The organism is Bacteroides sp. OF03-11BH, assembly GCF_003604005.1.
GTDB lineage: Bacteria > Bacteroidota > Bacteroidia > Bacteroidales > Bacteroidaceae > Bacteroides > Bacteroides ovatus.
The window spans coordinates 185,237-209,818 of record NZ_QTMW01000006.1 but is presented as its reverse complement, the minus strand read 5'-3'; the positions used below and the strand labels follow the sequence as shown (position 1 = coordinate 209,818).

Annotated in this window: 23 protein-coding genes; 12 read left to right on the top strand and 11 right to left on the bottom strand. The window is 43.6% G+C overall.

The genetic code is table 11. From position 1 onward, the window contains the following. Positions 1 to 243 precede the first annotated feature (243 nt). The 4 genes from phoU to pstC are packed head-to-tail and all read right to left on the bottom strand — an operon-like array spanning position 244 to position 3,829. Positions 244 to 933, bottom strand: a complete 690-nt coding sequence (gene phoU, locus DXA54_RS07045) for a phosphate signaling complex protein PhoU (RefSeq protein ID WP_004296659.1) — start codon at positions 931 to 933, stop codon at positions 244 to 246. A gap of 55 nt (positions 934 to 988) precedes the next feature. Further along, a complete protein-coding gene (gene pstB, locus DXA54_RS07040) occupies positions 989 to 1,747 on the bottom strand; it encodes a phosphate ABC transporter ATP-binding protein PstB (RefSeq protein ID WP_004303877.1) in 759 nt (252 codons plus the stop codon). 8 nt (positions 1,748 to 1,755) lie between these two features. Then, positions 1,756 to 2,631 (bottom strand): phosphate ABC transporter permease PstA, encoded by an 876-nt coding sequence (gene pstA / locus DXA54_RS07035; protein ID WP_004303878.1) that lies wholly within the window; start codon positions 2,629 to 2,631, stop codon positions 1,756 to 1,758. A gap of 1 nt (position 2,632) precedes the next feature. Further along, positions 2,633 to 3,829: a phosphate ABC transporter permease subunit PstC gene (gene pstC / locus DXA54_RS07030; protein ID WP_004303879.1), complete on the bottom strand. Its 1,197-nt coding sequence runs from the start codon at positions 3,827 to 3,829 to the stop codon at positions 2,633 to 2,635. A 177-nt stretch (positions 3,830 to 4,006) separates the two neighbouring features. Between pstC and DXA54_RS07025 the strand changes: the two genes are divergently transcribed. From DXA54_RS07025 to DXA54_RS07010, 4 genes are all read left to right on the top strand, one after another. Next, positions 4,007 to 4,819 carry a PstS family phosphate ABC transporter substrate-binding protein gene (locus DXA54_RS07025; RefSeq protein ID WP_004303880.1) on the top strand — a complete coding sequence of 271 codons (813 nt, stop codon included), beginning with the start codon at positions 4,007 to 4,009 and terminating at the stop codon, positions 4,817 to 4,819. A 48-nt stretch (positions 4,820 to 4,867) separates the two neighbouring features. Then, on the top strand, positions 4,868 to 6,607 hold the full coding sequence (locus DXA54_RS07020) for a glutamine--tRNA ligase/YqeY domain fusion protein (RefSeq protein ID WP_004303881.1): 1,740 nt from the start codon (positions 4,868 to 4,870) through the stop codon (positions 6,605 to 6,607). A gap of 102 nt (positions 6,608 to 6,709) precedes the next feature. Further along, on the top strand, positions 6,710 to 8,161 hold the full coding sequence (locus DXA54_RS07015; protein WP_004296653.1) for a tetratricopeptide repeat protein: 1,452 nt from the start codon (positions 6,710 to 6,712) through the stop codon (positions 8,159 to 8,161). A 30-nt stretch (positions 8,162 to 8,191) separates the two neighbouring features. Beyond that, the gene (locus DXA54_RS07010; RefSeq protein ID WP_004296652.1) at positions 8,192 to 8,836 is read left to right on the top strand and encodes a DedA family protein; all 645 of its coding nucleotides are present in this window, start codon (positions 8,192 to 8,194) and stop codon (positions 8,834 to 8,836) included. 170 nt (positions 8,837 to 9,006) lie between these two features. Here the strand turns inward: DXA54_RS07010 and DXA54_RS07005 are convergent, their stop codons facing one another. Together DXA54_RS07005 and tpx are read right to left on the bottom strand one after the other, a co-directional pair. Then, positions 9,007 to 9,891 (bottom strand): DUF3078 domain-containing protein, encoded by an 885-nt coding sequence (locus tag DXA54_RS07005; protein WP_004296651.1) that lies wholly within the window; start codon positions 9,889 to 9,891, stop codon positions 9,007 to 9,009. A 198-nt stretch (positions 9,892 to 10,089) separates the two neighbouring features. Further along, positions 10,090 to 10,590, bottom strand: a complete 501-nt coding sequence (tpx, locus tag DXA54_RS07000) for a thiol peroxidase (RefSeq protein WP_004296650.1) — start codon at positions 10,588 to 10,590, stop codon at positions 10,090 to 10,092. A 137-nt stretch (positions 10,591 to 10,727) separates the two neighbouring features. Here tpx and DXA54_RS06995 point away from each other — a divergent pair, with 137 nt between their 5' ends. The 4 genes from DXA54_RS06995 to DXA54_RS06980 all read left to right on the top strand — a co-directional run bounded on the left by DXA54_RS06995 (position 10,728) and on the right by DXA54_RS06980 (position 13,530). Then, complete coding sequence (locus DXA54_RS06995; RefSeq protein ID WP_004296649.1) at positions 10,728 to 11,291, top strand: HdeD family acid-resistance protein; 564 nt, start codon at positions 10,728 to 10,730, stop codon at positions 11,289 to 11,291. Positions 11,292 to 11,374: 83 nt separating this feature from the next. Next, positions 11,375 to 11,854, top strand: a complete 480-nt coding sequence (locus DXA54_RS06990) for a DUF4494 domain-containing protein (protein ID WP_004296648.1) — start codon at positions 11,375 to 11,377, stop codon at positions 11,852 to 11,854. 6 nt (positions 11,855 to 11,860) lie between these two features. After that, entirely contained in the window at positions 11,861 to 12,529 is a 669-nt protein-coding gene (locus DXA54_RS06985) for a YggS family pyridoxal phosphate-dependent enzyme (protein ID WP_004296647.1), read from the top strand. Between the two features lie 23 nt (positions 12,530 to 12,552). Beyond that, positions 12,553 to 13,530, top strand: a complete 978-nt coding sequence (locus DXA54_RS06980; RefSeq protein WP_004296646.1) for a dihydroorotate dehydrogenase-like protein — start codon at positions 12,553 to 12,555, stop codon at positions 13,528 to 13,530. Between the two features lie 119 nt (positions 13,531 to 13,649). Here DXA54_RS06980 and DXA54_RS06975 read toward each other — a convergent pair whose 3' ends face one another. Beyond that, positions 13,650 to 14,975: a PhoH family protein gene (locus tag DXA54_RS06975; RefSeq protein ID WP_004296645.1), complete on the bottom strand. Its 1,326-nt coding sequence runs from the start codon at positions 14,973 to 14,975 to the stop codon at positions 13,650 to 13,652. A 131-nt stretch (positions 14,976 to 15,106) separates the two neighbouring features. Here DXA54_RS06975 and DXA54_RS06970 point away from each other — a divergent pair, with 131 nt between their 5' ends. Further along, positions 15,107 to 16,597 carry a bifunctional folylpolyglutamate synthase/dihydrofolate synthase gene (locus DXA54_RS06970; RefSeq protein ID WP_004303885.1) on the top strand — a complete coding sequence of 497 codons (1,491 nt, stop codon included), beginning with the start codon at positions 15,107 to 15,109 and terminating at the stop codon, positions 16,595 to 16,597. On the opposite strand, the gene DXA54_RS06965 is transcribed toward DXA54_RS06970, so the two are convergent. Further along, positions 16,565 to 16,939 (bottom strand): RidA family protein, encoded by a 375-nt coding sequence (locus DXA54_RS06965; protein WP_004303886.1) that lies wholly within the window; start codon positions 16,937 to 16,939, stop codon positions 16,565 to 16,567. The genes DXA54_RS06970 and DXA54_RS06965 overlap by 33 nt on opposite strands. A gap of 95 nt (positions 16,940 to 17,034) precedes the next feature. On the opposite strand from DXA54_RS06965, the gene DXA54_RS06960 reads away from it, so the two are divergent. From DXA54_RS06960 to DXA54_RS06950, 3 genes are read left to right on the top strand one after another with little or no spacing between them, the layout of a single operon-like run. After that, positions 17,035 to 18,651 (top strand): formylglycine-generating enzyme family protein, encoded by a 1,617-nt coding sequence (locus DXA54_RS06960; RefSeq protein WP_008651502.1) that lies wholly within the window; start codon positions 17,035 to 17,037, stop codon positions 18,649 to 18,651. Between the two features lie 21 nt (positions 18,652 to 18,672). Beyond that, positions 18,673 to 19,341 carry a hypothetical protein gene (locus DXA54_RS06955; protein ID WP_004310258.1) on the top strand — a complete coding sequence of 223 codons (669 nt, stop codon included), beginning with the start codon at positions 18,673 to 18,675 and terminating at the stop codon, positions 19,339 to 19,341. 20 nt (positions 19,342 to 19,361) lie between these two features. Continuing rightward, a complete protein-coding gene (locus DXA54_RS06950; RefSeq protein ID WP_008651499.1) occupies positions 19,362 to 22,643 on the top strand; it encodes a CHAT domain-containing protein in 3,282 nt (1,093 codons plus the stop codon). Here the strand turns inward: DXA54_RS06950 and DXA54_RS06945 are convergent. From DXA54_RS06945 to DXA54_RS06935, 3 genes are read right to left on the bottom strand one after another with little or no spacing between them, the layout of a single operon-like run. Next, positions 22,618 to 22,911 carry a RyR domain-containing protein gene (locus tag DXA54_RS06945; RefSeq protein WP_004303891.1) on the bottom strand — a complete coding sequence of 98 codons (294 nt, stop codon included), beginning with the start codon at positions 22,909 to 22,911 and terminating at the stop codon, positions 22,618 to 22,620. The genes DXA54_RS06950 and DXA54_RS06945 overlap by 26 nt on opposite strands. A gap of 22 nt (positions 22,912 to 22,933) precedes the next feature. After that, positions 22,934 to 24,001, bottom strand: a complete 1,068-nt coding sequence (locus tag DXA54_RS06940) for a RyR domain-containing protein (protein ID WP_004310255.1) — start codon at positions 23,999 to 24,001, stop codon at positions 22,934 to 22,936. 4 nt (positions 24,002 to 24,005) lie between these two features. Next, the gene (locus tag DXA54_RS06935; protein WP_008651496.1) at positions 24,006 to 24,578 is read right to left on the bottom strand and encodes a sigma-70 family RNA polymerase sigma factor; all 573 of its coding nucleotides are present in this window, start codon (positions 24,576 to 24,578) and stop codon (positions 24,006 to 24,008) included. Positions 24,579 to 24,582 lie beyond the last annotated feature (4 nt).

The following is a 24,582-nucleotide window of genomic DNA, read 5'->3' as shown; positions in this document are numbered from 1 at the left end:
AGTTTTCAATAGGTATTAGTTTTTTTTTAAGGTAAAAAGATTGTTTTCAGGATAACGGTGCAAATATAGGCGGTTTTACCGATACTATCCAAATTATAAAACATGTCATATAACATCTTTTTGAAAATTCTTTGGATTTATTATCATTTGAAGCAAAATCTCCTGTAACTTGTCCGTTACAGGAGACAAATATAAGATATTTTTTTAAGGAGCCCTAATTTCTGTTTAAAAATCGGCAGAAAATTACTTTTCCGGGTAATTTTCATCGGTTTTTCCACGATGTTTTAACACTTTGGCATCAATGAAGAATACAATCTCCTCGGCAATGTTGGTAATATGATCTCCCGAACGTTCCAGTTTACGGAACACGCTGACTAAATCTACGCAAGTATGTACAGCTTCCGGATGTTCGATAATATAGTCTGAAAGAATCCCTGTTGCATCCGCATTGATTTCATCTAGCAAATTATCCTTAGCAAACACTCCTGCCGCCAAATCATTACTCTCTTCATTCAAGGCACGTTTTGCCAGTTCCAGCATCGACAACACCTCTGCCTGCATCTCTGCCAGGCGAAGACGAGACAACAGCTCCGCATCCAATACCGGTTCTTTGCAACGAAGTACAAAACGGGCGATCCCTTCCGCAAAGTCACCCAAACGTTCCAGATTTGTGTTAATCTTCAACATAGCCAACACAAAACGAAGATCAATCGCCACCGGATTATACAATGCGATAATATCTTCCACATCACTATCTATCTTCAATTCAAAAGCATTCACCCTGCGCTCGCGAACCATCACCTGTTGAGCCAGCTCCTTGTCAAGGGTCAACACAGCCTCTCCGGCACGGTCAAGCTGGTTGTACACCAAGGTCCACATTTCATCAATTTCCTTCTTCAATAGGATGAGTTCCGATTCTATAAACTTTACCATAGTCTATTATATATAAATGATTAATATTCTATCAATTGGGTTCCAGATACCCGGATTACCCAAAACGTCCCGTTATGTAATTCTGGGTAGCCTCTTTCTCCGGATTGGTGAATATCTTTTTCGTCTGATCGAACTCCACCATTTCTCCCATATAGAAAAACGCCGTCTTATCACTGACACGGGCCGCCTGCTGCATATTATGCGTAACGATTACAATCGTATAATCCTTCTTCAGTTCATGAATCAACTCCTCCACTTTCGCCGTAGAAATAGGATCGAGCGCAGACGCAGGTTCATCCATCAGCAATACCGAAGGAGAGACAGCCATCGCACGGGCGATACAAAGACGCTGCTGCTGTCCGCCGGACAATGCATAAGCCGATTCCTTCAACTTATCTTTCACCTCATCCCAAAGAGCCGCTCCTTTCAATGTTTCCTCCACACGCTGGCGAATGAAAGCATTATCTTTTATTCCGTTCACACGAAGTCCGTAAGCCACATTCTCGAATATGCTTTTCGGGAAAGGATTGGGACGCTGGAACACCATTCCCACATTCTTGCGGAGTTCGTCCACTTCCACGCCTTTCGCATAGATATTATGTCCGTCGATACGGATTTCTCCCTCCAGACGGGTAGCAGGAATCAAATCATTCATCCGGTTGAAAAGCCGGAGGAAAGTAGATTTGCCACAACCGGACGGTCCGATAAAAGCAACAACCGATTTTTCCTCAATCTGCATGCTGATGCCCTTCAATGCATGAAAGTCCCCATACCAGAAGTTCACATCACGCACATCTATTTTCACTGTATCCATATACTAATTTAGTTCGTTTTTACTCTTTTCTCAAAATACTTTCTCAAGGCATTAGCCAGCAGATTCACCAACAGGATAATCATAATCAATACCAATGCCGTGCCATAAGCCAGCGGCAGTTGTGCCTCCATATCCGTTCCACTGGTGGAAATCACATACAAATGATAAGGCAAGGCCATACACTGATCCAAAATGCCGGTAGGAAGTTGCGGCAGGAAATATGCGGCACAAGTAAACAGAATCGGCGCCGTCTCTCCCGAAACACGTCCCAAGGCGAGAATCAACCCAGTGATAATGTTCGGCATACCCATCGGCAAAATAACATGCCATATCGTCTGCAACTTCGTCGCTCCCAATGCCCGGCTACCTTCACGCATACTGTCGGGAATGGCTTTCAAGGCTTCCTCCGTTGTCCGGATGACCAAAGGTACGCAAAGCAAACCTAATGTCAAAGAACCTGCCAGAATACTATCACCAAACCCCATATAATTGACAAACAGCGCCATACCGAACAATCCGAATACGATGGAAGGAATACCGCTCAAGTTATTGGTCATCACCCGGATAAAGCGTACCAACCTGCCTTTCGGCGCATACTCATTCATATAAATCCCACTCATCACCCCTATCGGAAATGCAAATAGCGCACTTCCCACCATCAGGTAGAAAGTACCGACAATAGCCGGCCAGATACCGCCACCTGTCATTCCATCCGTAGGAGCCGAAGTGATAAAATCCCAACTGATAGCACCGATTCCTTTATAAACGATAAATCCCAGAATCGCAAACAATATCAGTACAATGCAAAGACTTAACAACCGGAAAATCCCGAAAGCGAGTTTCTGCGAACGGTGTTTAGCTTTATTATTACTCCGTATTTCCATCTTATTTGCTACGTTTTAATCCTTTAGAAGAAATATATTCCACACTAAAGTTGATAATCAATGTTATGAAGAACAGTACGACACCCAACAGGAACAATGCCTGATAGTGCGGACCACCCGCAGGAGCCTCTCCCAGTTCGGCGGCAATCGTAGCCGGAATGGTACGCAAAGGCTCAAGGATCGTTGTCGGAATCACAGCCGCATTACCTGTCACCATCAATACTGCCATCGTCTCCCCGATAGCACGTCCGATGCCAAGTACCACACCAGATGTAATACCCGAAATAGAATAAGGAATTACTACCTTATATATCGTCTGCCATTGAGAAGCCCCCAATGCCAGACTCGCTTCCCGCATTGCACGCGGACAGTTACGCATCGCATCTTCCGTCACCGTTATGATGGTAGGCAATGCCATAATGGCCAGTACGATACTCCCTGCCAGGCCGCTCTCTCCCACCGGAAGATTAAACAACTTCTGAATCAACGGAACGATGACAATCAACCCGAAAAAGCCATAAACCACGGAAGGAATACCACTCAACAGTTCGATAATCGGTTTCAGCCAGTTCCGTACTTTCGGGTTTGCCACTTCAGACATATAGATAGAAACCGAAAGCCCGAACGGCAAAGCAAAAAGGATGGCGAACAGACTCACCCACAACGTACCGGTAATCAACGGCAGGAAGCCGAATTGAGCTGCCGGAGTGGCCGTAGGAAACCATTCGGCACCCGCAAATACATCTTTCACGGAAATGGTGTTATCCTCTATGAAATGCACCGCGTCCGGATGAACAATAAACTTCTGCGGAACAAAAGCTACGATACCCGGTGTTTTCTCTACCAGTTCCGTAATCTTGTCGCCTGCATATTCATAAGCAGGTCCCAACTCCTCTTCCGTACAATATTGCGTTATATCCTCCAAACGAAAAACCCGGATAGGGAGATCTTCCCCACCGAGTTCCTTCCAGTTTGTAATCTCCTCATCAAAAACATCCTTTATCTGTGCAGGGCTCAACACACTAACTTTGTTACTCTTATTCAGCGCCAACACATATCCCTCTTCTATCACCTTACTCTTGAACAACCCGAAAGCTTCCGTGAAAAGGAAGAGCACAATCAGCAGAATAGTAATACTTGTCACGAAACCGCTACAAGTCAACATTCCTTCTATAATCCTTTCAAATACCTTTTTCATACCTACTATGATTTCTGATGCAAAGAAAGCGTCTCTTTATTAAGGAGGTGTGACTAACGTTTGAAGGAAATGTTTCAATCATGTTACGTTTGTGTTACAAGTATCATTTCCATTCCGGATGAAATGGAAATGTAATATCCGATTGCTTAATTTGCAAAGTCAATAAAAAGAAGAAATATGAAAGTGAGAAGAAACTTATTAATCGCCCTTTCCTTACTCTCGCTCGGTGCCAACGCACAACGTATAAAAGGTAGCGACACGGTACTGCCTGTCGCACAACAGACAGCAGAGCGGTTTATGAACCAGCATCCGGATGCCCGTGTCACTGTAACCGGTGGCGGAACCGGTGTGGGTATCTCCGCTTTAATGGATAATACAACGGACATTGCAATGGCTTCCCGCCCGATCAAGTTCAGCGAGAAGATGAAAATTAAAGCGGCAGGAGAAGAAGTAAACGAAGTGATTGTTGCCTACGACGCCCTCGCCGTGGTGGTGCATCCCTCTAATCCGGTGAAACAGCTGACCCGCCAACAACTGGAGGATATTTTCCGGGGGAAGATAACCAACTGGAAACAGGTAGGCGGAGACAACCGAAAAATAGTAGTCTACTCGCGTGAAACATCGTCCGGTACTTACGAATTTTTCAAAGAGAGCGTACTGAAAAATAAAAACTACATGGCAAGCAGCCTTTCCATGCCGGCAACAGGTGCTATTATCCAGTCTGTCAGCCAGACCAAAGGAGCCATCGGATATGTAGGACTGGCCTACGTGTCTCCCCGTGTCAAAACGCTTTCCGTGTCTTATGACGGAAGCTACTACGCCACCCCTACGATAGAGAATGCCACCAACAAAACCTACCCTATCGTCCGGCCGCTTTACTACTATTACAATGTAAAAAATAAGGAACAAGTTAACCCCCTGATTCAGTTTATTCTTTCATCCGACGGACAGGACATTATAAAAAAGAGCGGTTATATTCCGGTTAAATAAAAAAAATGTCCTACTTTTGTAGCCTAAATACAGATAACATTAACCGTTATGACAGATATTAAAAACGAAGAAGCAGGCGAAAAGAAAAGCTTGAACTTTATTGAACAGGCAGTAGAGAAAGACTTGAAAGAAGGTAAAAATGGTGGAAAAGTGCAGACGCGTTTCCCGCCCGAGCCCAACGGCTATCTTCACATCGGCCATGCCAAAGCTATTTGCCTTGATTTCGGCATCGCAGAAAAACACGGCGGTGTATGTAACCTTCGTTTCGACGACACTAACCCTACCAAGGAAGATGTGGAATATGTAGAAGCTATCAAAGAAGATATCCAATGGCTAGGCTACCAGTGGGGAAACGAATACTACGCTTCCGACTACTTCCAACAATTATGGGACTTCGCTATCCGCCTGATTCAGGAGGGAAAAGCATATATCGACGAACAGAGTTCGGAACTGATTGCACAGCAGAAAGGTACTCCTACCCAACCGGGTGTGGAAAGCCCTTACCGGAACCGTCCCATCGAAGAGAGCCTCGAACTTTTTAAGAAAATGAATAGCGGTGAGATCGAAGAAGGCGCCATGGTGCTCCGTGCCAAGATTGACATGGCTAATCCGAATATGCACTTCCGCGATCCGATTATTTACCGTGTAGTGAAACACCCGCACCACCGTACGGGTACTACCTGGAAAGCTTATCCGATGTATGACTTCGCCCACGGACAGAGTGACTTCTTCGAAGGAGTGACTCATTCTCTGTGTACACTTGAATTTGTGGTACACCGTCCGCTTTACGACCTCTTCATCGATTGGTTGAAAGAAGGAAAAGACCTGAACGACAACCGTCCCCGTCAGACCGAATTCAACAAACTGAACCTAAGCTACACCCTGATGAGCAAACGCAACCTGCTCACACTGGTGAAAGAAGGATTGGTAAACGGATGGGACGACCCCCGTATGCCGACTATCTGCGGTTTCCGCCGTCGCGGTTATTCACCGGAGTCCATTCATAAGTTTATCGATAAAATCGGATATACCACTTACGATGCCCTGAACGACATCGCCCTGTTGGAAAGCTCTGTCCGGGATGATTTGAACAGCCGTGCTACCCGTATATCTGCAGTAATCAACCCGGTTAAATTGATTATCACCAACTATCCGGAAGGACAGGTTGAAGAACTGGAAGCAATCAACAATCCGGAAGATCCGGAAGCAGGAAGTCACCTGATCGAGTTCAGCCGCGAATTGTGGATGGAGCGCGAAGACTTCATGGAAGACGCTCCCAAGAAATATTTCCGCATGACACCGGGACAAGAAGTACGTCTCAAAAATGCTTATATCGTGAAATGCACCGGTTGCAAGAAAGACGAAAACGGTGTAATCACAGAAGTATATTGCGAATATGACGCAAATACCCGTAGCGGCATGCCGGATGCGAACCGCAAGGTGAAAGGTACGCTCCATTGGGTAAGCTGCAACCACTGCCTGCAAGCAGAAGTACGTTTGTACGACCGTTTGTGGAAAGTGGAAAATCCACGTGACGAACTGGCTGCCATCCGCGAAGCAAAAAAATGCGAAGCACTGGAAGCCATGAAAGAAATCATTAATCCGGATTCATTGAAAGTTCTGCCCAACTGCTACATAGAGAAGTTCGCAGCTACCTTGCCTCCACTCTCCTATCTGCAGTTCCAACGGATCGGTTACTTTAATATCGACAAAGAATCAACCCCGGATAAACTAATCTTCAACCGTACAGTAGGGTTGAAAGACACATGGGGTAAGATCAATAAATAACTAAGCTTTCAAGCTTAACTTTACAATGGGGCTGTGTCAAAAGGATCATCATCTGAACTTTTGCAACAGCCCCATCTTAGCAATTAAAAATCTAAAAGTAAAATGGGTAGAAAAAATTCGCCATCAGCAAAAAAGGAACTAGTCACACTAATCACAAACTACGAAGAAGCAAAAGCAGAAAACCGACAACTTTATCTGGATGCTGACCAATTGGCCGACATCGCCGACTGGTATGCCTCCGAACGAAAATTTGAAGAAGCACAAGAAGTAATCACTTATGGACTTAAAATACATCCGGGAAACACAGATTTGCTTATAGAACAAGCATATCTTTACCTGGATACCCAAAAGCTGCAAAAAGCAAAAAAAGTAGCGGATTCGATTACCGAAGAATTTGATTCCGAAGTGAAACTGCTGAAAGCCGAACTATTGCTGAATGGAGGAAAACTGGAGGAAGCTCAATGGCTGTTAAGCACAATAGCGGATGCCGACGAGCTGGAAACAATCATTGATGTTGTATTTCTCTATCTGGACATGGGATACCCGGACGCAGCCAAAGAATGGCTCGACAGAGGTAAATCCCGTTATACCGAAGATGAAGAATACATGGCTCTCACAGCCGATTATCTGGCATCGACCCATCAGGTAGAATCAGCCATCATCTATTACAATAAACTCATTGACAAATCTCCATTCAACCCTTCCTACTGGATGGGACTGGTGAAATGTTACTTTGTCCAGGAACAAATAGACAAAGCCATCGAAGCCTGTGATTTCGCATTGGCAGCCGACGATCAGTACGGGGAAGCTTATGCCTACAAGGCACATTGTTTCTTCTATCTGAACAATTCGGATGATGCCATCGAGAATTACCAAAAGGCGATTGAGCTCAAAGCCATTCCCCCCGAACTGGGTTACATGTTTATGGGAATATCCTACGGTAATAAAGAAGAATGGCAAAAAGCCGATGACTATTACGACAAAGTGATCGAACGTTTTGAAGAAGACGGAGACAAGCAGTCTATTTTATTGATAGACACCTATACCAGCAAAGCATTCGCCCTCTCTCACCTGGAAAGGTATAAAGAGGCGCATGAGTTATGCGAGAAAGCCAAAGAGATAAACCCGAACGAGGGATTGATTTATCTGACAGAAGGAAAACTATACCTGGCAGAGGAACTGGAAGACGAAGCTGCCATCTCTTTCGAAAAAGCGATAGAGATCAATCCGAACATAGAAATGTGGTATATGATTGCCTCTGCTTATTCGGAAAGTGACTATCTGATCGAAGCGAAAGAATACTTTGAAAAAGTGTACCAGATAAATCCGAAATACGAAGATGTGACGGAGAAATTGAGTGTTCTTTGCCTCATGCACGGTGAAATCGACAACTTCTTTAAATATAACAAGGAATGTGAACATCCACTGGAAGAAGACATGATCCTGGATCTGTTGAACAGTCCCGAACACAGAGAAGAAGACGAAAGAACTCTCAAAGAAGTGTGGGAACGCATGAAAAAAGAGAATAAGAAAAAAACAAAAGGAAAAAAATAAATCAATTTATAAATTCTATCCTCAAAAAACATGGAATCAGTAGCAGAACTTCTTAAATGGGTATTAGAAAACTTGAACTATTGGGTAGTCACTATTTTTATGGCTATCGAAAGCTCTTTTATTCCCTTCCCCTCGGAAGCCGTAGTACCCCCTGCCGCATGGAAAGCTATGGCAGACGACAGTATGAATATCTTTCTCGTTGTCCTATTTGCAACTATAGGAGCAGATATCGGTGCATTAGTTAATTATTACCTGGCACGTTGGTTGGGTCGTCCTATTATCTATAAATTCGCTAACAGCCGTTTAGGGCACATGTGCCTTATTGACGAAGAGAAAATACACCATGCAGAAGAATATTTCAGAAAGCACGGTGCAGCCTCTACTTTCTTTGGCCGTCTTATTCCGGCTGTACGCCAACTTATCAGTATTCCCGCAGGGTTAGCCGGCATGAAAATAGGTCCTTTCCTGCTTTATACAACTCTCGGCGCTGCTATATGGAACAGCATATTAGCTTTGCTCGGATACCTGATTTACCGTTTTACAGACCTCAAAACGACTAACGATGTCTATGTAATGGCCACCGAATACAGTCACGAAATCGGCTATGTCATTATAGCAGTGGTGGTAATTGTAATCGTTTTTTTGGCTTATAAAGGGCTGAAAAAAAGAAAATAAGTAGTAAAATACTCATTGCAAAGCCACAGAGGACGCAGAGAACACAAAGCAAGAACATAGAGTTACCGGGGCATCCATTATTGTAAATCGGCTATTACCCGTTAAATTCTTACTTCTTTGTGTATTCTACGTCCTCTGTGGTTTATTTTTTTGTGGTAGATAAGAGCTAATTAGAAATTAAACTGAACTCCTACTCCCAATATCTCTTTAAATTGCACACGAGCACCTTTTGTACCATCCTTTTGCACGATTTTCACATCATCGTCATACATAAGGTTAGTAGTAAGTGTGGTTGAGAACCATTTATTGATAATCATATTTACTTGTACTTCCCAGTTCACATCTATATTCAGCGGCTTATGCAGATAATCGGAATATAGATCCAAACGTGAATATACCGTCATATTTTTCAAGAATTCATATTTGGCTTCTCCTTTCAAGTTAGCACCGAAGCTGGATAATAGATGTTTGCCCGGATCCACTCCATAAGCTCCTTCGTCAGAGAGACGGTCATTGAGTACAAATGTTCCGCGCCACGCAGCAGGAGACAATACAACGGTAAATATCTTACCCGGATCATACGTAAAGCCCAAACCGGTAGTCAAATAGGCAGGAGCCATAAATTCGGAGATAGCAATGTCTTTATTGACGGAGTAGTCATATCCTGGAGAAAACTGTGTCTGGAAAGTGGCGAACGCACTGGCATACCAACTTTTGGCAATAGCATAGCCATAATTCGTATTCAAATAGATTTTATCATTTGCTTTCCTGGTTCCGTCGTCACCGGTCTTATTTAATCCATAAGCCAGTTCGATACGATTATTCCACAGATGTTTTCCTTTCTTATAATTAATCTGATAAGTGCCCTGCAAGTCAAAGGCAACGGAGTTATCACCTCCGGCAGCCCAATTAGTGAGGCTCACTTGCGTTAGTTTCAGTCCGGCAAATCCTTCTTTTGTCCAGGGAGAAATTTGTGTACTATCGGCAGTTTGGGCCGACAAGGTTCCAACGCCCATACATAACAGGGCGATGAATAGAGTTTTCATTTTGTTCATGATAGTTGAGGTTTAGTGTAGAAAAAACACAACCTAACAAGAACGGAGCCTTGGCAGTTTACCAAGCCTTTTTACCAGTTCCCATTAGGTCAAAATCTTTAAGATAAGTAGCAGGCTTAAGTATTAAGTATTAGCCATATTCGTTTATTAGCTGCAACTAATAGTTAATACCTAATACTTAATACTCCATATTCTATATTACTTTACAGCAGCTAAGGCTTTGTCATAATCAGGCTCCTGGGTGATTTCAGGAACAAGTTCCGTATATGCAATTTTGCCATCTTTACCAATCACAACTACCGCACGCGCCAAAAGTCCTGCTAACGGACCATCTGCCATACGCACTCCGTAACTTTCGTCGAAATCAGAGAAGCGGAAATCAGACAATGGAATTACATTTTCAATACCTTCTGTCGTACAGAAACGGCCGTGTGCAAAAGGAAGATCCTTAGAAATAGCCAATACTACCGTATCTTTCAATCCGGCAGCCATTTTATTAAACTTACGTACAGAAGTTGCACATACGCTGGTATCCAGACTAGGGAAAATATTTAAAATCACATTTTTACCATTTAAATCTTTCAGAGAGAAAGAAGATAAATCTGTTTTTACCAGCTCGAAGTCAGGAGCTACCTTACCTACTTGTATAAATTCACCGATCAGTTTCACCGGTTGTCCTTTGAAATTTGTTGTTGCCATAATGCATATATATTTAAAAATTACTTTATATAGGAAACAACTATTCCCCCAAATATGTTCACGGAAAACCTTTTCTAAATTCAATTTGTTATTCCTCAACGAAATCACTCTAGTGTTCAATTTAAAATATAAAATGTATGGAAACTGTATTCAATGAGATTCAACATTCAGTAAAAAATTGGTGGACTTCTCTTCTTTTGGGAATCGTGTATATCATTGTAGCCCTTTGGCTCATGTTCTCACCCGTAAGCACCTATGTAGCTCTAAGTATCATTTTCAGTGTATCGATGCTGATAAGCGGTATTCTGGAAATCATCTTTGCTCTTAGCAACCGGAAAGGTGTCCCGAGCTGGGGATGGTATATCGTAGGAGGACTCATCGACCTCGTTCTGGGTATTTACCTGATTGCCTATCCGATGGTCAGCATGGAAGTTATTCCTTTCATCATAGCCTTCTGGCTTATGTTCCGAGGCTTCTCCTCCACCGGCTATTCCATCGACCTGAAACGTTACGGAACCCGCGACTGGGGCTGGTACATGGCTTTCGGTATTCTTGCCATCCTGTGCTCTCTTTTAATATTATGGCAACCCGCCATAGGAGCGCTCTACGCAGTGTATATGATTTCTTTTGCTTTCCTCATCATCGGACTTTTCCGTGTCATGCTTTCATTTGAATTAAAGAATCTGCATAAAAGAAAATAAAAAGCTTTCGGCACTTACTTTGGGATTTTGTTTATCTTTGTAGGCAATTTACATAAATCAATTAATTAAAAAGGAAGAAAATTATGGCAATGCATACATGGTTTGAGTGCAAGATCCGTTATGAAAAAGTAATGGAAAACGGAATGCAGAAGAAAGTAACTGAACCTTATCTTGTTGACGCACTCAGTTTTACAGAAGCAGAAGCACGGATTATTGAAGAAATGACTCCGTTTATCTCCGGAGAATTTACCGTTTCGGATATTAAACGTGCCAACTATAGCGAACTTTTCCCCAGCGACGAAGAAAGTGCCGACCGCTGGTTCAAATGCAAACTTATTTTCATCACTCTGGATGAAAAAAGCGGTGCTGAAAAAAAGACTTCTACCCAAGTACTGGTACAAGCTGCCGACTTGCGCGACGCAGTCAAGAAGCTGGATGAAGGAATGAAAGGAACCATGGCAGATTATCAGATCGGTATGGTATCCGAGACTCCGCTCATGGATGTATATCCTTACAGCGCCGAACCGAATGACAAACCGGAGTTTGATCCATCAAAAGCATAAATAACAATGAGTATTGCTGACAATTTAAAGCAAGTGCTGGCCGAACTCCCTCAAGGAGTCCGGCTGGTTGCTGTCTCAAAATTCCATCCCAATGAAGCGATAGAAGAAGCATATCAGGCGGGACAGCGTATTTTTGGAGAAAGCAAAGTGCAGGAAATGACAGCTAAATACGAAAGTTTGCCCAAAGACATTGAATGGCATTTCATCGGACACCTGCAGACGAACAAAATCAAATACATGATACCATACGTAGCGATGATTCATGGAATTGATAGTTATAAACTGCTGGCCGAAGTCAACAAACAAGCTGTCAAAGCGGGACGTACAGTGAACTGCCTGTTGCAGATTCACGTTGCGCAGGAAGAAACCAAATTTGGTTTCAGTCCCGAAGAATGTAAGGAGATGTTGAATGCCGGAGAATGGAAAGAGCTGACTCATGTACGCATCTGCGGATTAATGGGGATGGCCAGCAACACCGATTGCATTGAACAAATCAACCGGGAATTTGGTTTACTAAATAGGCTCTTTAACGAGATAAAAACAACTTGGTTCATCCACTCCGATACTTTCTGCGAGCTGTCGATGGGAATGTCACATGACTACCACGAAGCCATTGCCGCAGGAAGTACGCTGGTACGGGTAGGAAGCAAGATTTTCGGAGAACGAATTTATTAATCAGGAGTAAAAAACATATTGCTATGACCGATTTAAAAACTACTTTCGCAGGGCTTTCCCTTAGAAACCCTATCATTATCAGTAGCTCGGGGCTGACCAACAGTGCCGGCAAAAACAAAAAATTGGCCGAAGATGGTGCCGGTGCAATTGTTCTGAAATCACTGTTTGAGGAACAGATCATGCTGGAAGCAGACCAACTGAAAGATCCGGCTTTCTATCCGGAAGCCAGTGACTATCTGGAAGAATATATCCGTGAGCACAAGCTATCCGAATACCTGACTTTAATAAAAGAAAGTAAGAAGGTATGCCCCATTCCTATCATTGCCAGCATCAACTGCTACACTGATTCCGAATGGATTGACTTTGCAAAGATGATTGAAGAAGCCGGTGCCGACGCATTGGAAATCAATATCCTTGCCCTGCAATCGGAAGTGCAATATACATACGGTTCATTCGAACAACGCCACATCGATATTCTCCGCCACATTAAAAAAACAATCAAGATACCTGTAATCATGAAACTGGGTGATAACCTGACAAATCCTGTGGCATTAATCGATCAGTTGTATGCCAACGGTGCAGCAGCAGTTGTTCTCTTCAACCGTTTCTATCAGCCGGACATCAATATCGAAAAGATGGAGCATATTTCAGGCGAAATATTCAGCAATGCTTCCGACCTCGCCATTCCGCTTCGTTGGATCGGAATTGCGTCTGCAGTAGTAGACAAGATCGACTATGCAGCTTCCGGTGGTGTTGCCAATGCAGAATCAGTAGTGAAAGCTATCCTTGCCGGTGCTTCGGCTGTAGAAGTTTGTAGCGCAGTCTATCTAAATACAAATGCATTCATCGGAGAAGCCAATCGCTTCCTCTCTGCATGGATGGAACGCAAAGGATTCAGGAATATAGCTCAATTCAAAGGCAAACTGAATATTAAGGATGTTCAGGGTGTTAATACATTCGAACGTACACAGTTCCTGAAATATTTCGGAAAGAAAGAATAAGGAAAAAGTATACTCAATCAATAAAGAAACGGTGAACAAATTGTGCTATTTGCAACAGGATGTTCACCGTTTTCTTTTTTAATCACTTATTAATTTATCTCGCTTAGCAGAGAAATCTGTTATAACAGGTTGCTTGCCAGTTCACTCAATTCACTTCGTTCACCTTTCAGCAAATTGACGTGTGCAAAGATATTCTGGTCTTTCATACGATCAATCATATATACCAAGCCATTGGACTGACTATCCAGATAAGGTTGGTCAATCTGCTGGATATCTCCCGTAAATACCATCTTCGTACCTTCTCCTGCACGGGTGATGATTGTCTTTATTTCATTCGGGGTCAGATTCTGCGCTTCGTCAATGATGCAATACATTTCGCTCAAACTACGACCACGGATAAATGCCAGAGCTTCAATCACCAGCTGCTCGCTTTTCTGCATATCTTCTATGCGCTTCACTTCGGTAGAGTTTGTAGCAAACTGACGTTTTATGACGTTCAGGTTATCAAACAACGGCTGCATATAAGGAGCTACTTTTTCCTGTGCGTCTCCCGGAAGGAAACCGATATCCTTATTGGAAAGCGCCACAACGGGACGTGCCAGCAAAATCTGTTTGTAATCCGTCAGCTTGCCCAAAGCAGCAGCCAAAGCCAGCAAAGTCTTACCTGTTCCTGCTTTTCCTGTCAGAGCCACCAGTTTGATGTTCGGGTCATTCAGAATCTCAAAAGCAAAACTCTGTTCCGCATTCCGTGGTTCGATTCCATAATTCTTACCCTTCATCACACGGATAATAGAATGGGTAAAAGGATTGTAGCGTGCCAATACACTATTCCGGTCACTCTTCAATACAAAACATTCATTGGGATGAATCAAATCCTTAAAGTCAAATTCACTCAAGTCAATGCCTTCCTTTGAAGAATAAATACGGTCGATCAATGCCGGATCTACATTTTCAAAAATCTCATTAGATTTCTCGAACACATCTACATTTACCACCTTATCCGTAATATAATCTTCGCAAAGCAATCCGATTGAACGGGCTTTCATGCGCAGATTCACATCTTTGGTCACCAAGATAGATTTCATTTTCGGATACTTGTCGGTCAGGTATTCGGTTGCCGCCAAAATCAAATGATCGGGTTTCTTTATAGGAAACGATTCCCACACTTTGGCAGCCGGCACATTGCTTGTCACGACAAACAGACGTCCCAATCCTTCGCCAAGCTTCACTCCGTCGGAGAAAAGCTCATCGCTTGTCAGCACATCCAATTCGCGCACGAACTCACGAGCATTGAAATTTATCTGCTCGTTTCCTTTTTTGAACTTATCCAGTTCTTCGAGTACAACAAGAGGGAGGTAAATATCATTTTCCTGAAAATTCTTCAAGCAATTGTAGTCGTGAAGAATAACATTTGTGTCTAGCACAAAATTTTTCTTAGTTCCCATGATTTCTTAGATTTAAATGTTGATATTTGCAATCTCATTCGCCAATCCCCCATTTATAGTCAGATTGACGGTTCTAAAGATAAACAAATTAGTGGGCAATAAAGATTGCCCGACGTTAAATATTATAAAACATGGACTATCAGAACACTTTAAAGTACTTATATGAGAGTGCGCCAATGTTTCAACAAATAGGAGGCAAAGCATATAAGCCGGGTTTAGAGACCACACACAAATTGGACGAACATTTTGGGCATCCTCATCAACAATTCAAGACGATACATATCGCCGGAACCAATGGAAAAGGATCCTGTTCACATACCATCGCAGCCGTATTGCAGTGCGCCGGTTACCGGGTAGGACTATTCACCTCCCCTCATTTAATCGACTTCCGCGAACGTATCCGTATCAACGGTGAGATGATACCGGAAGAGTATGTAGTCAATTTCGTAGAAGAGCATCGCTCTTTCTTCGAGCCGCTGCACCCTTCATTCTTCGAACTGACCACCGCTATGGCATTCCGTTATTTTGCCGACCAGAAAGTAGATGTAGCAGTTATCGAAGTAGGCATGGGCGGAAGATTGGACTGTACGAATATCATCCATCCGGATTTGTGTGTTATCACCAACATAGGCCTCGACCACACCCAATATCTGGGTGACACGCTGACGAAGATTGCCAAAGAGAAAGCCGGAATTATCAAAGAAGGAGTTCCGGTCGTTATCGGCAGAGCCCAAGGGGCAGTGAAACGTGTATTTACCATGAAAGCTAAAGAAAAGAATGCGCCTATCGAATATGCCCGTGAAAATGCCCGGTACTGGGACATGGAAATAGTTCCTTATTCGAAATTGCAAGAAATAAGACCGATGATGGACAACACAATTCAGAGCATGCACGAAATGATCGAAGCAATGGACGAACAATCAGAAGAAGAGGCAAACCAGATGCGGCAAGCATTACTCATGTTAGACCTGTCAGACAGTCTACGTACGCTAGACCAGATACTCGACAAAAGAAAAGATGCTATCAAAATCCACAATGAGATGTTTCCTTTCGGACTTTTCACAGAGTTGAGCGGAGCTTACCAATTCGAAAATATGTTTACCATCCTAAAAGCTCTTGCGACACTGACCCGTCTGAACTACAACATCAGATCCCAGGACTATCGCGCAGGTCTTGCAAACGTATGTCAGCTCACCGGTCTGATGGGGCGTTGGCAGAAAGTACACAGCTATCCGGATATTATCTGTGACACGGGACATAATGTTGATGGAATCGAATATATCCATGTACAGCTCAATGCCATTCACAAAACCTTCGATCAGGAGATCCATATTGTATTCGGCATGGTCAATGACAAAGACATCCGGGGGGTTCTGCGAGCATTGCCGAAATATGCCACCTATTATTTTACCAAAGCAAGCGTTAAACGCGCGCTTCCGGAAAATGAACTACTGGCATTGGCAGAAGAAGCCGGATTGAAAGGTACCACCTACCCCACTGTTGTAGAAGCTGTACAGGCGGCAAAAAAGAACTGCCCCCCCAAAGATCTGATCTTTGTAGGAGGCAGCAGTTTCATTGTCGCAGATTTGTTAGCGAACCGCGATACACTCAATCTCTACTAACGCATCCTTTGGCAGAGCTTTTACGGCAACCGCCGAACGTGCCGGAAAGGCTCCGTCAAAATACGTGGCATACACACCGTTCATCCCTGCAAACAGGGACATATCCTGAAGAAAGACAGTGGTTTTGGCAATGTTTCCCATTGTCAATCCTGCTTCTTCAAGAATGTGTTTGATATTCTCCAACGACTGGCGAGCCTGTCCTTCTATCCCTTCAGCCATCTGTCCCGTAGCGGCATCAATAGGCAACTGACCGGACACAAATACCATACCATTGGCTTCTATCGCCTGACTATAAGGGCCGATAGCCCCCGGAGCTTTCTCACTGCAAATTACTTTTTTCATATATATTTCTTTTTTCTGTTTACCGAATTTCAAAGATAAAAATAAATTTCGAGTAAGATTGACAAATCTGTTTCTTTTTATTATCTTAGCAGCTGATGAGCAAGCATAATTACGACATATTCATAAGTTACCGTAAAAGATGTTCGGGCGACAAGCCTGAAATGCTACAACTGATGCTGGAAGAATCCGGATTCCGCAAAAGGGTGAGCTTTGATAAAGACAATTTAAACGGTCGGTTTGATGTTGAGTTGATTCGCCGTATTGATGAGTGCAAAGACTTCATTATGTTTATGGTGCCGGAGACGTTTACAACGATCCGCCCGCTCAATGAAGAAGCGGTCGAGACAGGCGAAAAAGCAACATGGGACATGGAAGAAGTGGCTTTCTACGAACGGATGGCATCCTTGACCTATGAAGAGTTTGAAACGGAAATTAAGCAGATCAGCCATACCGGAGAAATCGATTTTGTCCGGATAGAATTAGGCCGTGCGTTACACCGCCGGAGTAGAAACCCCAAACAGATAAATATCATTCCGATTGCTCCGCAGGAAAGTGAAAGCTATGATTTCGCCACCCTGCAACTACCACCGGACATTAGCGGATTAAAAGATTTTCAAGCTGTATTTTACAGTAACTCACGAGTAGCCCGATTCAAAGATATAAAGGGTGACCTCCTGAAACAAATGTTATCAAAACCTTCTTATGTATCTGCCAAATGGCTTGTGATGACTTTCATTGCTCTATCATTAATAGTAGCAGGAAGCAAAACTTATACTTCCATCCAAAGAACGGCAGAACAAAAACTGGAATTCAAGGATTGCCGCACTTATGACGATTATAGTAGTTTCATAAAGAAACACCCGGACAGTTCTTTGAAATCTACATGCGACTCCATCCTGCATGAATTCAATGCACTCCGGAATGACGGACGCGCTTCCGTAAACAACACCGGGAACAGGGATATAAAAGACAGAGAGAAAGAATGGGTAGACGTAAAATGGAATCCCACAATCACACTGCCCCAGCTCCGCTCCCTGGTGGACATGATGAATAATATGCTGCTGATTCCGGCCAAAAACAAAGAATTCATCATGGGGAAAACTATGGGAAAAGGATATGACTCACCGCAGCACACCGTTGTATTAAGTTCCGATTATTATATGTGTAAATACGAAGTAACACGTTCGTTGTGGTATGCCATTATGAATGACTCCATTGTTACGGAAGAAGGCATGCTGCCTATGACACATATAACGTGGAATGATGCAGAAGCCTTCACCAAGAAGCTGAACAAGCTCACCGGTTTACCTTTTTCTCTCCCTACGGAGGCGCAATGGGAATATGCAGCAGCCGGAGGCGAAAGCTATCCTTATGCTGGTTCAGACAACATTCGTGATGTAGCTTACTATGCCTCCAATGCTAATGAACGCCTGCATCCCGTTGGCGAGAAACGCGAAAACGGATTCGATTTATACGACATGTCAGGTAACGCCGCCGAATGGTGTACAGACTGGATGATCCGGTATGAAAATACACGGGTCACAGATCCCCAAGGTCCGGCAGAGAATCCCGGACACCATAAAAAGATAGTGAGAGGAGGCAGCTATCTGGCCAACGAACGTGATATGGACATTCGCCATCGTAGCGTACAGACTTACGATACATCAGAACCACATATCGGATTTCGTGTGGTACTTAATCCTATTCAATAACACTATGAATGCAGAATAAAAATGAGCAGGAAAACTATTTTCAGAGTATTCATCCTCCTGTTTTTTTCCATCGGAGGGCAAATGAGTGCCAATGCACAGACAACGACACCCTTTGAAACGGTGTTCGACGCCTGTAAGAAAGCATGTGAAGCATTGGACGGCGGCTTTGCCAGTGGCGAACAACTGCTGGCAGTAAGCAAAACGCTGCGTGATGCAGCCCCTATCCCATTAACCGTCAAACAAACCAAGGGCGATGTCTTGAGCCTGAAAGGACATCTGGTATTTGACTACGAATTCATTCAAGCCTGCGTTGATAATGAAACAATCTATGAAATTGCGGACAAGTATGCAGCAGAAGCGAGGATGAGAGGTGATAAGGACTCCGCCAACAAAGTAAGATTAGATACCAAAATGGTGGCTGCCGGTCAGACCTGTACTTTCGAGATTCCGAGCTGTTCGGGAACCTCGCAGATAGGCTGTGTGGCAGAGGTGAATCGCTCTTTCAGTTGGAAAATAAAGACAATCGGTTATCAATCGAAAAGTGAACGGGAATACAAATGTAATGACAGTGTCCGGAAAGGTCTTCCTTTCCGTAAAGAAAAGGTTAGCTCGGACGAACGGTATAAAATCATCGTCTCGATCACCAATAAAAGCAAGAGAGACGGGAGCTTTGCCTTGATCTTATTTTAATCCACTAAAATCTCTATTATATGCGACAATTCATTCTATCTCTATTAGCCTGTCTATGTCTGACAGCCTACTCACAGACTGCAAGCCAAGCCGACCTACTGGTTGAAGAAGCTCAAAAACTAGAAAGTAAACAAGATTACCCAACTGCCATTACCAAACTGAAACAAGCGGATGAATTATATGTCAAAACGGGAAAGACACAGAGTGCGGAACGCGCTACCTGCCTGCACATTCTCGGCCGTTGTTATCTGAATCTGGAACGTCCCGAAGGACTAACCTATACACAAATGGCAGCAGATATGCGCAAGACCATACTGGGCGAAACAAATATCAAATACATTTCCTCCCTGAACAACACGGGACTCTACTACCTGACTGTTGCAAAAGACTATCCTAAAGCAGCAGAAATTCACAGCAAGACATGGGAATTGTGCAGTCGCATTCAACCCCGTCCCGAACAGGCATTCATGTTTCATATCAATCTCGCCCGCTGCTACATAGCTTTAGGAGAAATGGACAAAGCAAGTGCCATCGTAGAAGAGGAAATAGCCATCAGTAAAAAGATGTATGGCGAAAAGTCCCTTTCAGTTGCCCGTCAACTCCAGCAGATAGGTTCGTTGTACTACCTGTCGGAACGTAAAGACGTAGGGGTAACTTATTATGAGCAGGCCTTCAACATCTTTCCTGACGATTCAAAAGAATACGAGCAACTTCTCGATTGGATATCGTCCATCTACCTGGAGCTGAACAATCAGCCGAAAGTATTGGAATACATGAAATTGGCAGAAGCTCACAATAAAAAAGAATTGGAGAAGCCTTGCGACGAGCCCGTTTGTCTGACCGAGCGTGCACAGTATTTCGCCAGTATAGGTGACAACGACAAGGCAAGGGCACATTTTCTGGAGGCTTTAAAGAAATGCGATGTGAATACCCATAAGGAGATCGTTTTTAAAGTACGCCACAACTATGCGCAATTTCTCTCCGGAATACAAGATCATGCATCTGCCGGCGAATACTACGAACTGGCAGCAGACATCCTTCGCAACAATCCTGCCGAACAGGCTAAATTTGCATTGGAATCTTATCTGGGCGGACTCAATTATAGCATTGCCGCCAAGTATGAGGCCTCCAATCGTATGCTCAACCAGGCACTGTCGGTTTATGCACAGATGTTGCCGGACAAACTGGACAAATATGTAGACGCCTCCATTGCATTGTGCCGTAACTACGAATTCACCAAGGAGTACGGAAAAGCCCTCGAAATACTCACAAAAGCCGAAAAACTGCTTCCGACGGGTGATAAGTCAGATAAGATGGGGGAAATTCTGCGTTCCAGAGGCAGTATCTTATACCGACAAAAACAATATGCAGAAGCAGCAGCAAACTACCAACAAGCTGCAGACATTTACAAAGTTCTTCCAGGCAGTGATGTAAAATATCAGGATGTACTTAGCAGTCTGAATCGTTGCCACACCATGATGGGCAATGAGACAGCAGCCAGGCAGACAGAACAGGATGCCGAACGTCAACGAATGGCGGTTTTAAACAGGCTATTGAAAGAGAATCTTGAACAATTGGACGCTTATCGCCTGCAATGGGGAGAAGACGGTTTGATGTATGTCTCCGCATTAGGGACTATCGCTGACATCTACTATACCCAAGGACAGACCGACAAGGCATTAGCCTATATGGAACCTTTCCTCTCCGGCGAAACAACCGCGCTGCGTAATCTTTTCCGTCTCTCGAAAGCCGATGAACGCCTGGCATTCTGGAAGGATATCCGTTCCTCACTGGACAGTATTCCCCTCCGTGCAGCCAATATCGCCGCAACAGGTACACCTGAACAAAAACAACGTTTTGCCCGGTTAGGTTACGATGCATTATTGTTTTCGAAAGGTATTATGCTCAATTCGTCTATTGAACTGGAGTCTCTGATCCGCGCTTCGGGAGATAAATCCCTGCTCGACCAATACAACAAGGCTACCCTTATGGCGGAACAAATTTTATCCATGCAAAGTGAACTCCCGAATGCAACCAATCAGACGGAAGCACGGAAAAATATCATCCGCCAGAAAGAGGAGTATGAACAGCTGCAACTGGACTTGATGCGAAAATCTACTGATTTCGGCGACTATACCCGTTATCTTTCTGTCAAATGGCAAGACGTACAAAAGCATCTACATGGAAACTCCATCGCCATAGAATTTGCTCTCATAGACGATGAACTACTAGCTCCGGACAAACACCTGGCCGCTTTCGTACTTCGTCCGGGCGACACGTCTCCCACCGCAATCAAGTTAATGAGTCAGAAATTGCTATCGAAAGAGATGCAATCGCCTACGGCTTTCACCACAACCGAAAACGGGGCACATTTCTGGAAAGCGCTGGATGAATATATCAGCAAAGCGGATACTATTTATTTTTCACCTGACGGGATACTTCATCAGTTACCTGTAGAATATCTTCCGTATGGAGCGGGTAACCCGCCGTTAGCATTCCAGAAAGCCGTCTATCGTTTATCGTCAACAAAAGAAATCGCACTCGACAAAGCTTCACTGAACTACTCATCAGCCGCACTTTTCGGAGGATTAGACTACGAAATGGCTTCAACTAAAGTTCGCAATATTGTTTCTACAGATCATAACTCCGGGAAATTCCGTAACGGACAGAATGGGTATCATGAGTTACCATATACGCTCAATGAAGTAAATAACGTAAATTCCCTATTGAAAGAAAAGAAGATTAAAACCAATCTATTCGTAGGTGAAAACGGAACGGAAAAGCAGTTCCGGGCACTCGACGGCAAAGCTGTTTCGTTGATTCACATAGCTACTCACGGAGACTATAAAGAATTGAAGCAACGTGAAGCCGATGATGCGATGAAGCATTGCTTCCTGATTATGTCCGGCGCCAATGCCACGGAAGAGAATAACGACGGACTGCTCCGTGCAGATGAAATAAGTAAACTAAACCTCCGCGGTTGTCGTATGGTTGTTCTTTCTGCCTGCAACACCGGTCAAGGTACTCTTGGTGCGGATGGTCTTTTCGGTCTTCAACGAGGCTTTAAGAATGCAGGAGTACAAACCATCCTCATGACACTTTCAGCTGTTGACGACCAGGCCTCCATGCTTCTCATGACTAAATTCTATGAGAACATCATTTCAGGGTTATCCGAACGACAGGCTCTTATAAAAGCGCAACAGTACCTTCGTGAGAACGGATATGCAGACAGTAAATATTGGGCACCATTTATCTTGTTGGATGCAGGCAAATCGCCTATTCCTCATCCTTCGAAATCTTGAACCCTAGTTTCATAATCAGTTTCAAGGTTTCCACCGAAGAATTTCTGTCGTACACCTTTTCTTCTTCAGGTAATTCTTCATACGGAACCAGGCACGGATGCTGCTTCAACACATCATCCCGCTTTTTTCCATACGTCCAACCTTGTTCTATTCTGGTTTTCGACCAGACTTCATGAACATTCTTAGCCATCTCTTCTACCAAATATTCCAACTCCTTCGGGAGTTGGATATGTCCTGTATCCACCGGATTGGGAATATACTCTTTCATTTTATGATTCATTATTTATATATTAGCGGAACAATTTCCAATCTATCTTTTTACCACAATGACTGCAATAGATTTGGTCCATAAAAATAGACGCACCACATTCACAGACTTTGGCATCACCTTCATTCTTCAATTTTCTCATCAGCTCATTATGAAGAGCCGTATCGCCCTGTTTGATAATACTATACCCCAGCTTTTTCATCAGCTTGATCGTATCAAACGCCATACGTCGATCATATTCTTTTTCCGAATAAGGAAGCATGGAATAAGGCACCATGTCCGGAGTCTCTTTCTTCTCGTCATCCCTCTGCGGTCCATAAGTCCATCCCTCTTCCTGGCGCTGGTCGGCCCAGATTTCGTGCGCATTTTCAGCAATGGCTTCACGCAATTCAATCAAATCAGTGCTCAATTCAACATCTTCCAGATCAATAGGCCGCGGATTATAATCCAGATCAGGCACTTTCACTCTCGCAAGATACGCTTTTGCATCATTCCATGCCGCAATAAAGTGATCCTTGGGATAGGCCGTACTTTCCTCTCCTGTTGCAGGATCATAAAGCGTCACTTCCTCTTCATTTACGTCAAGCACTACTGCTGCATGATAAGCAATTTCCTCCTCACTATTTCCCGGCAACCGGCAACTATTTACCACAACAATCGCATCATGTCCGGCCTTGAGGGCACGTATGACACTGTCAATACTGGAACCATAACTGCGCATCACAATCAATCCGCGTTGTTCGAGCAGGCGGCCTACACTATGCAAAGGAGTTCCCCTCTCCCTCAACCAACTGTTATTCCTGGCCTCCTCCGAGAGTTCATCCGAATTATATTCAATCTTTCTACGTTTCAAAATAAACTGCTCACACTGGAAATCACAAAGATTACCTTCCGATTTGGCTGCCATCTGCGCCATTGGCAGGAAGTCCGTTTCTTCATCATCAGCTCCCATCATGGCATCCAACTGTTGAGACAAGATAAATTCCTCTTGCAAACTTTCATCAGTCGCCAGATATTCAAGTACCAAAGCTGTTTCTTCAGCATTCGTCTTACCTTCTTCAAAAGCAGCCAACAATTCTTCGGTTATCATATTTTTATCTTTTGTTTTCATACTTCTTCTTATCATTCATAGCTAAGTGAGCCAATGCTGCCAGCGCACGCTTTTTAATATTGTACAGATTAGCAACAGTTATTCCCATAGATAATGCTAAAAATTCAGGTTCGACCTCTTTGAGTACTAATTCCCTGATGACCATCACATACCGCTTATTCGACATCAGATCGAACAAACGTTCCAAATCAATCTTTGCGGCTATTTTCGATTCAGAGTCGTCTATTTCTTCTTCATGATTCTGCTCATAAAGAGGCTCTTTACTCTCGTCTTCTATCATCTGTTCACGTTTTTTCCGGGAACAGAAAAAACGAATTGCCACAATCTTAATCCATGTTCCAATGGTGCTACGTCCCTCAAAATTACGAAGAACGGCAGCATCATTCTTCATTAGATGATGGTAGAGTTCGCTGATACATTCATCGTAATCAACCTGGTAATCAAATATCAGCTTAATTACATTGATAAACAACGGACGATATTTTATGTTGAAAAACCAATCGGTGATTTTTTCATCCCGATTGATTAATCCGTCGACTATTTCCTGATCTGTCATATAG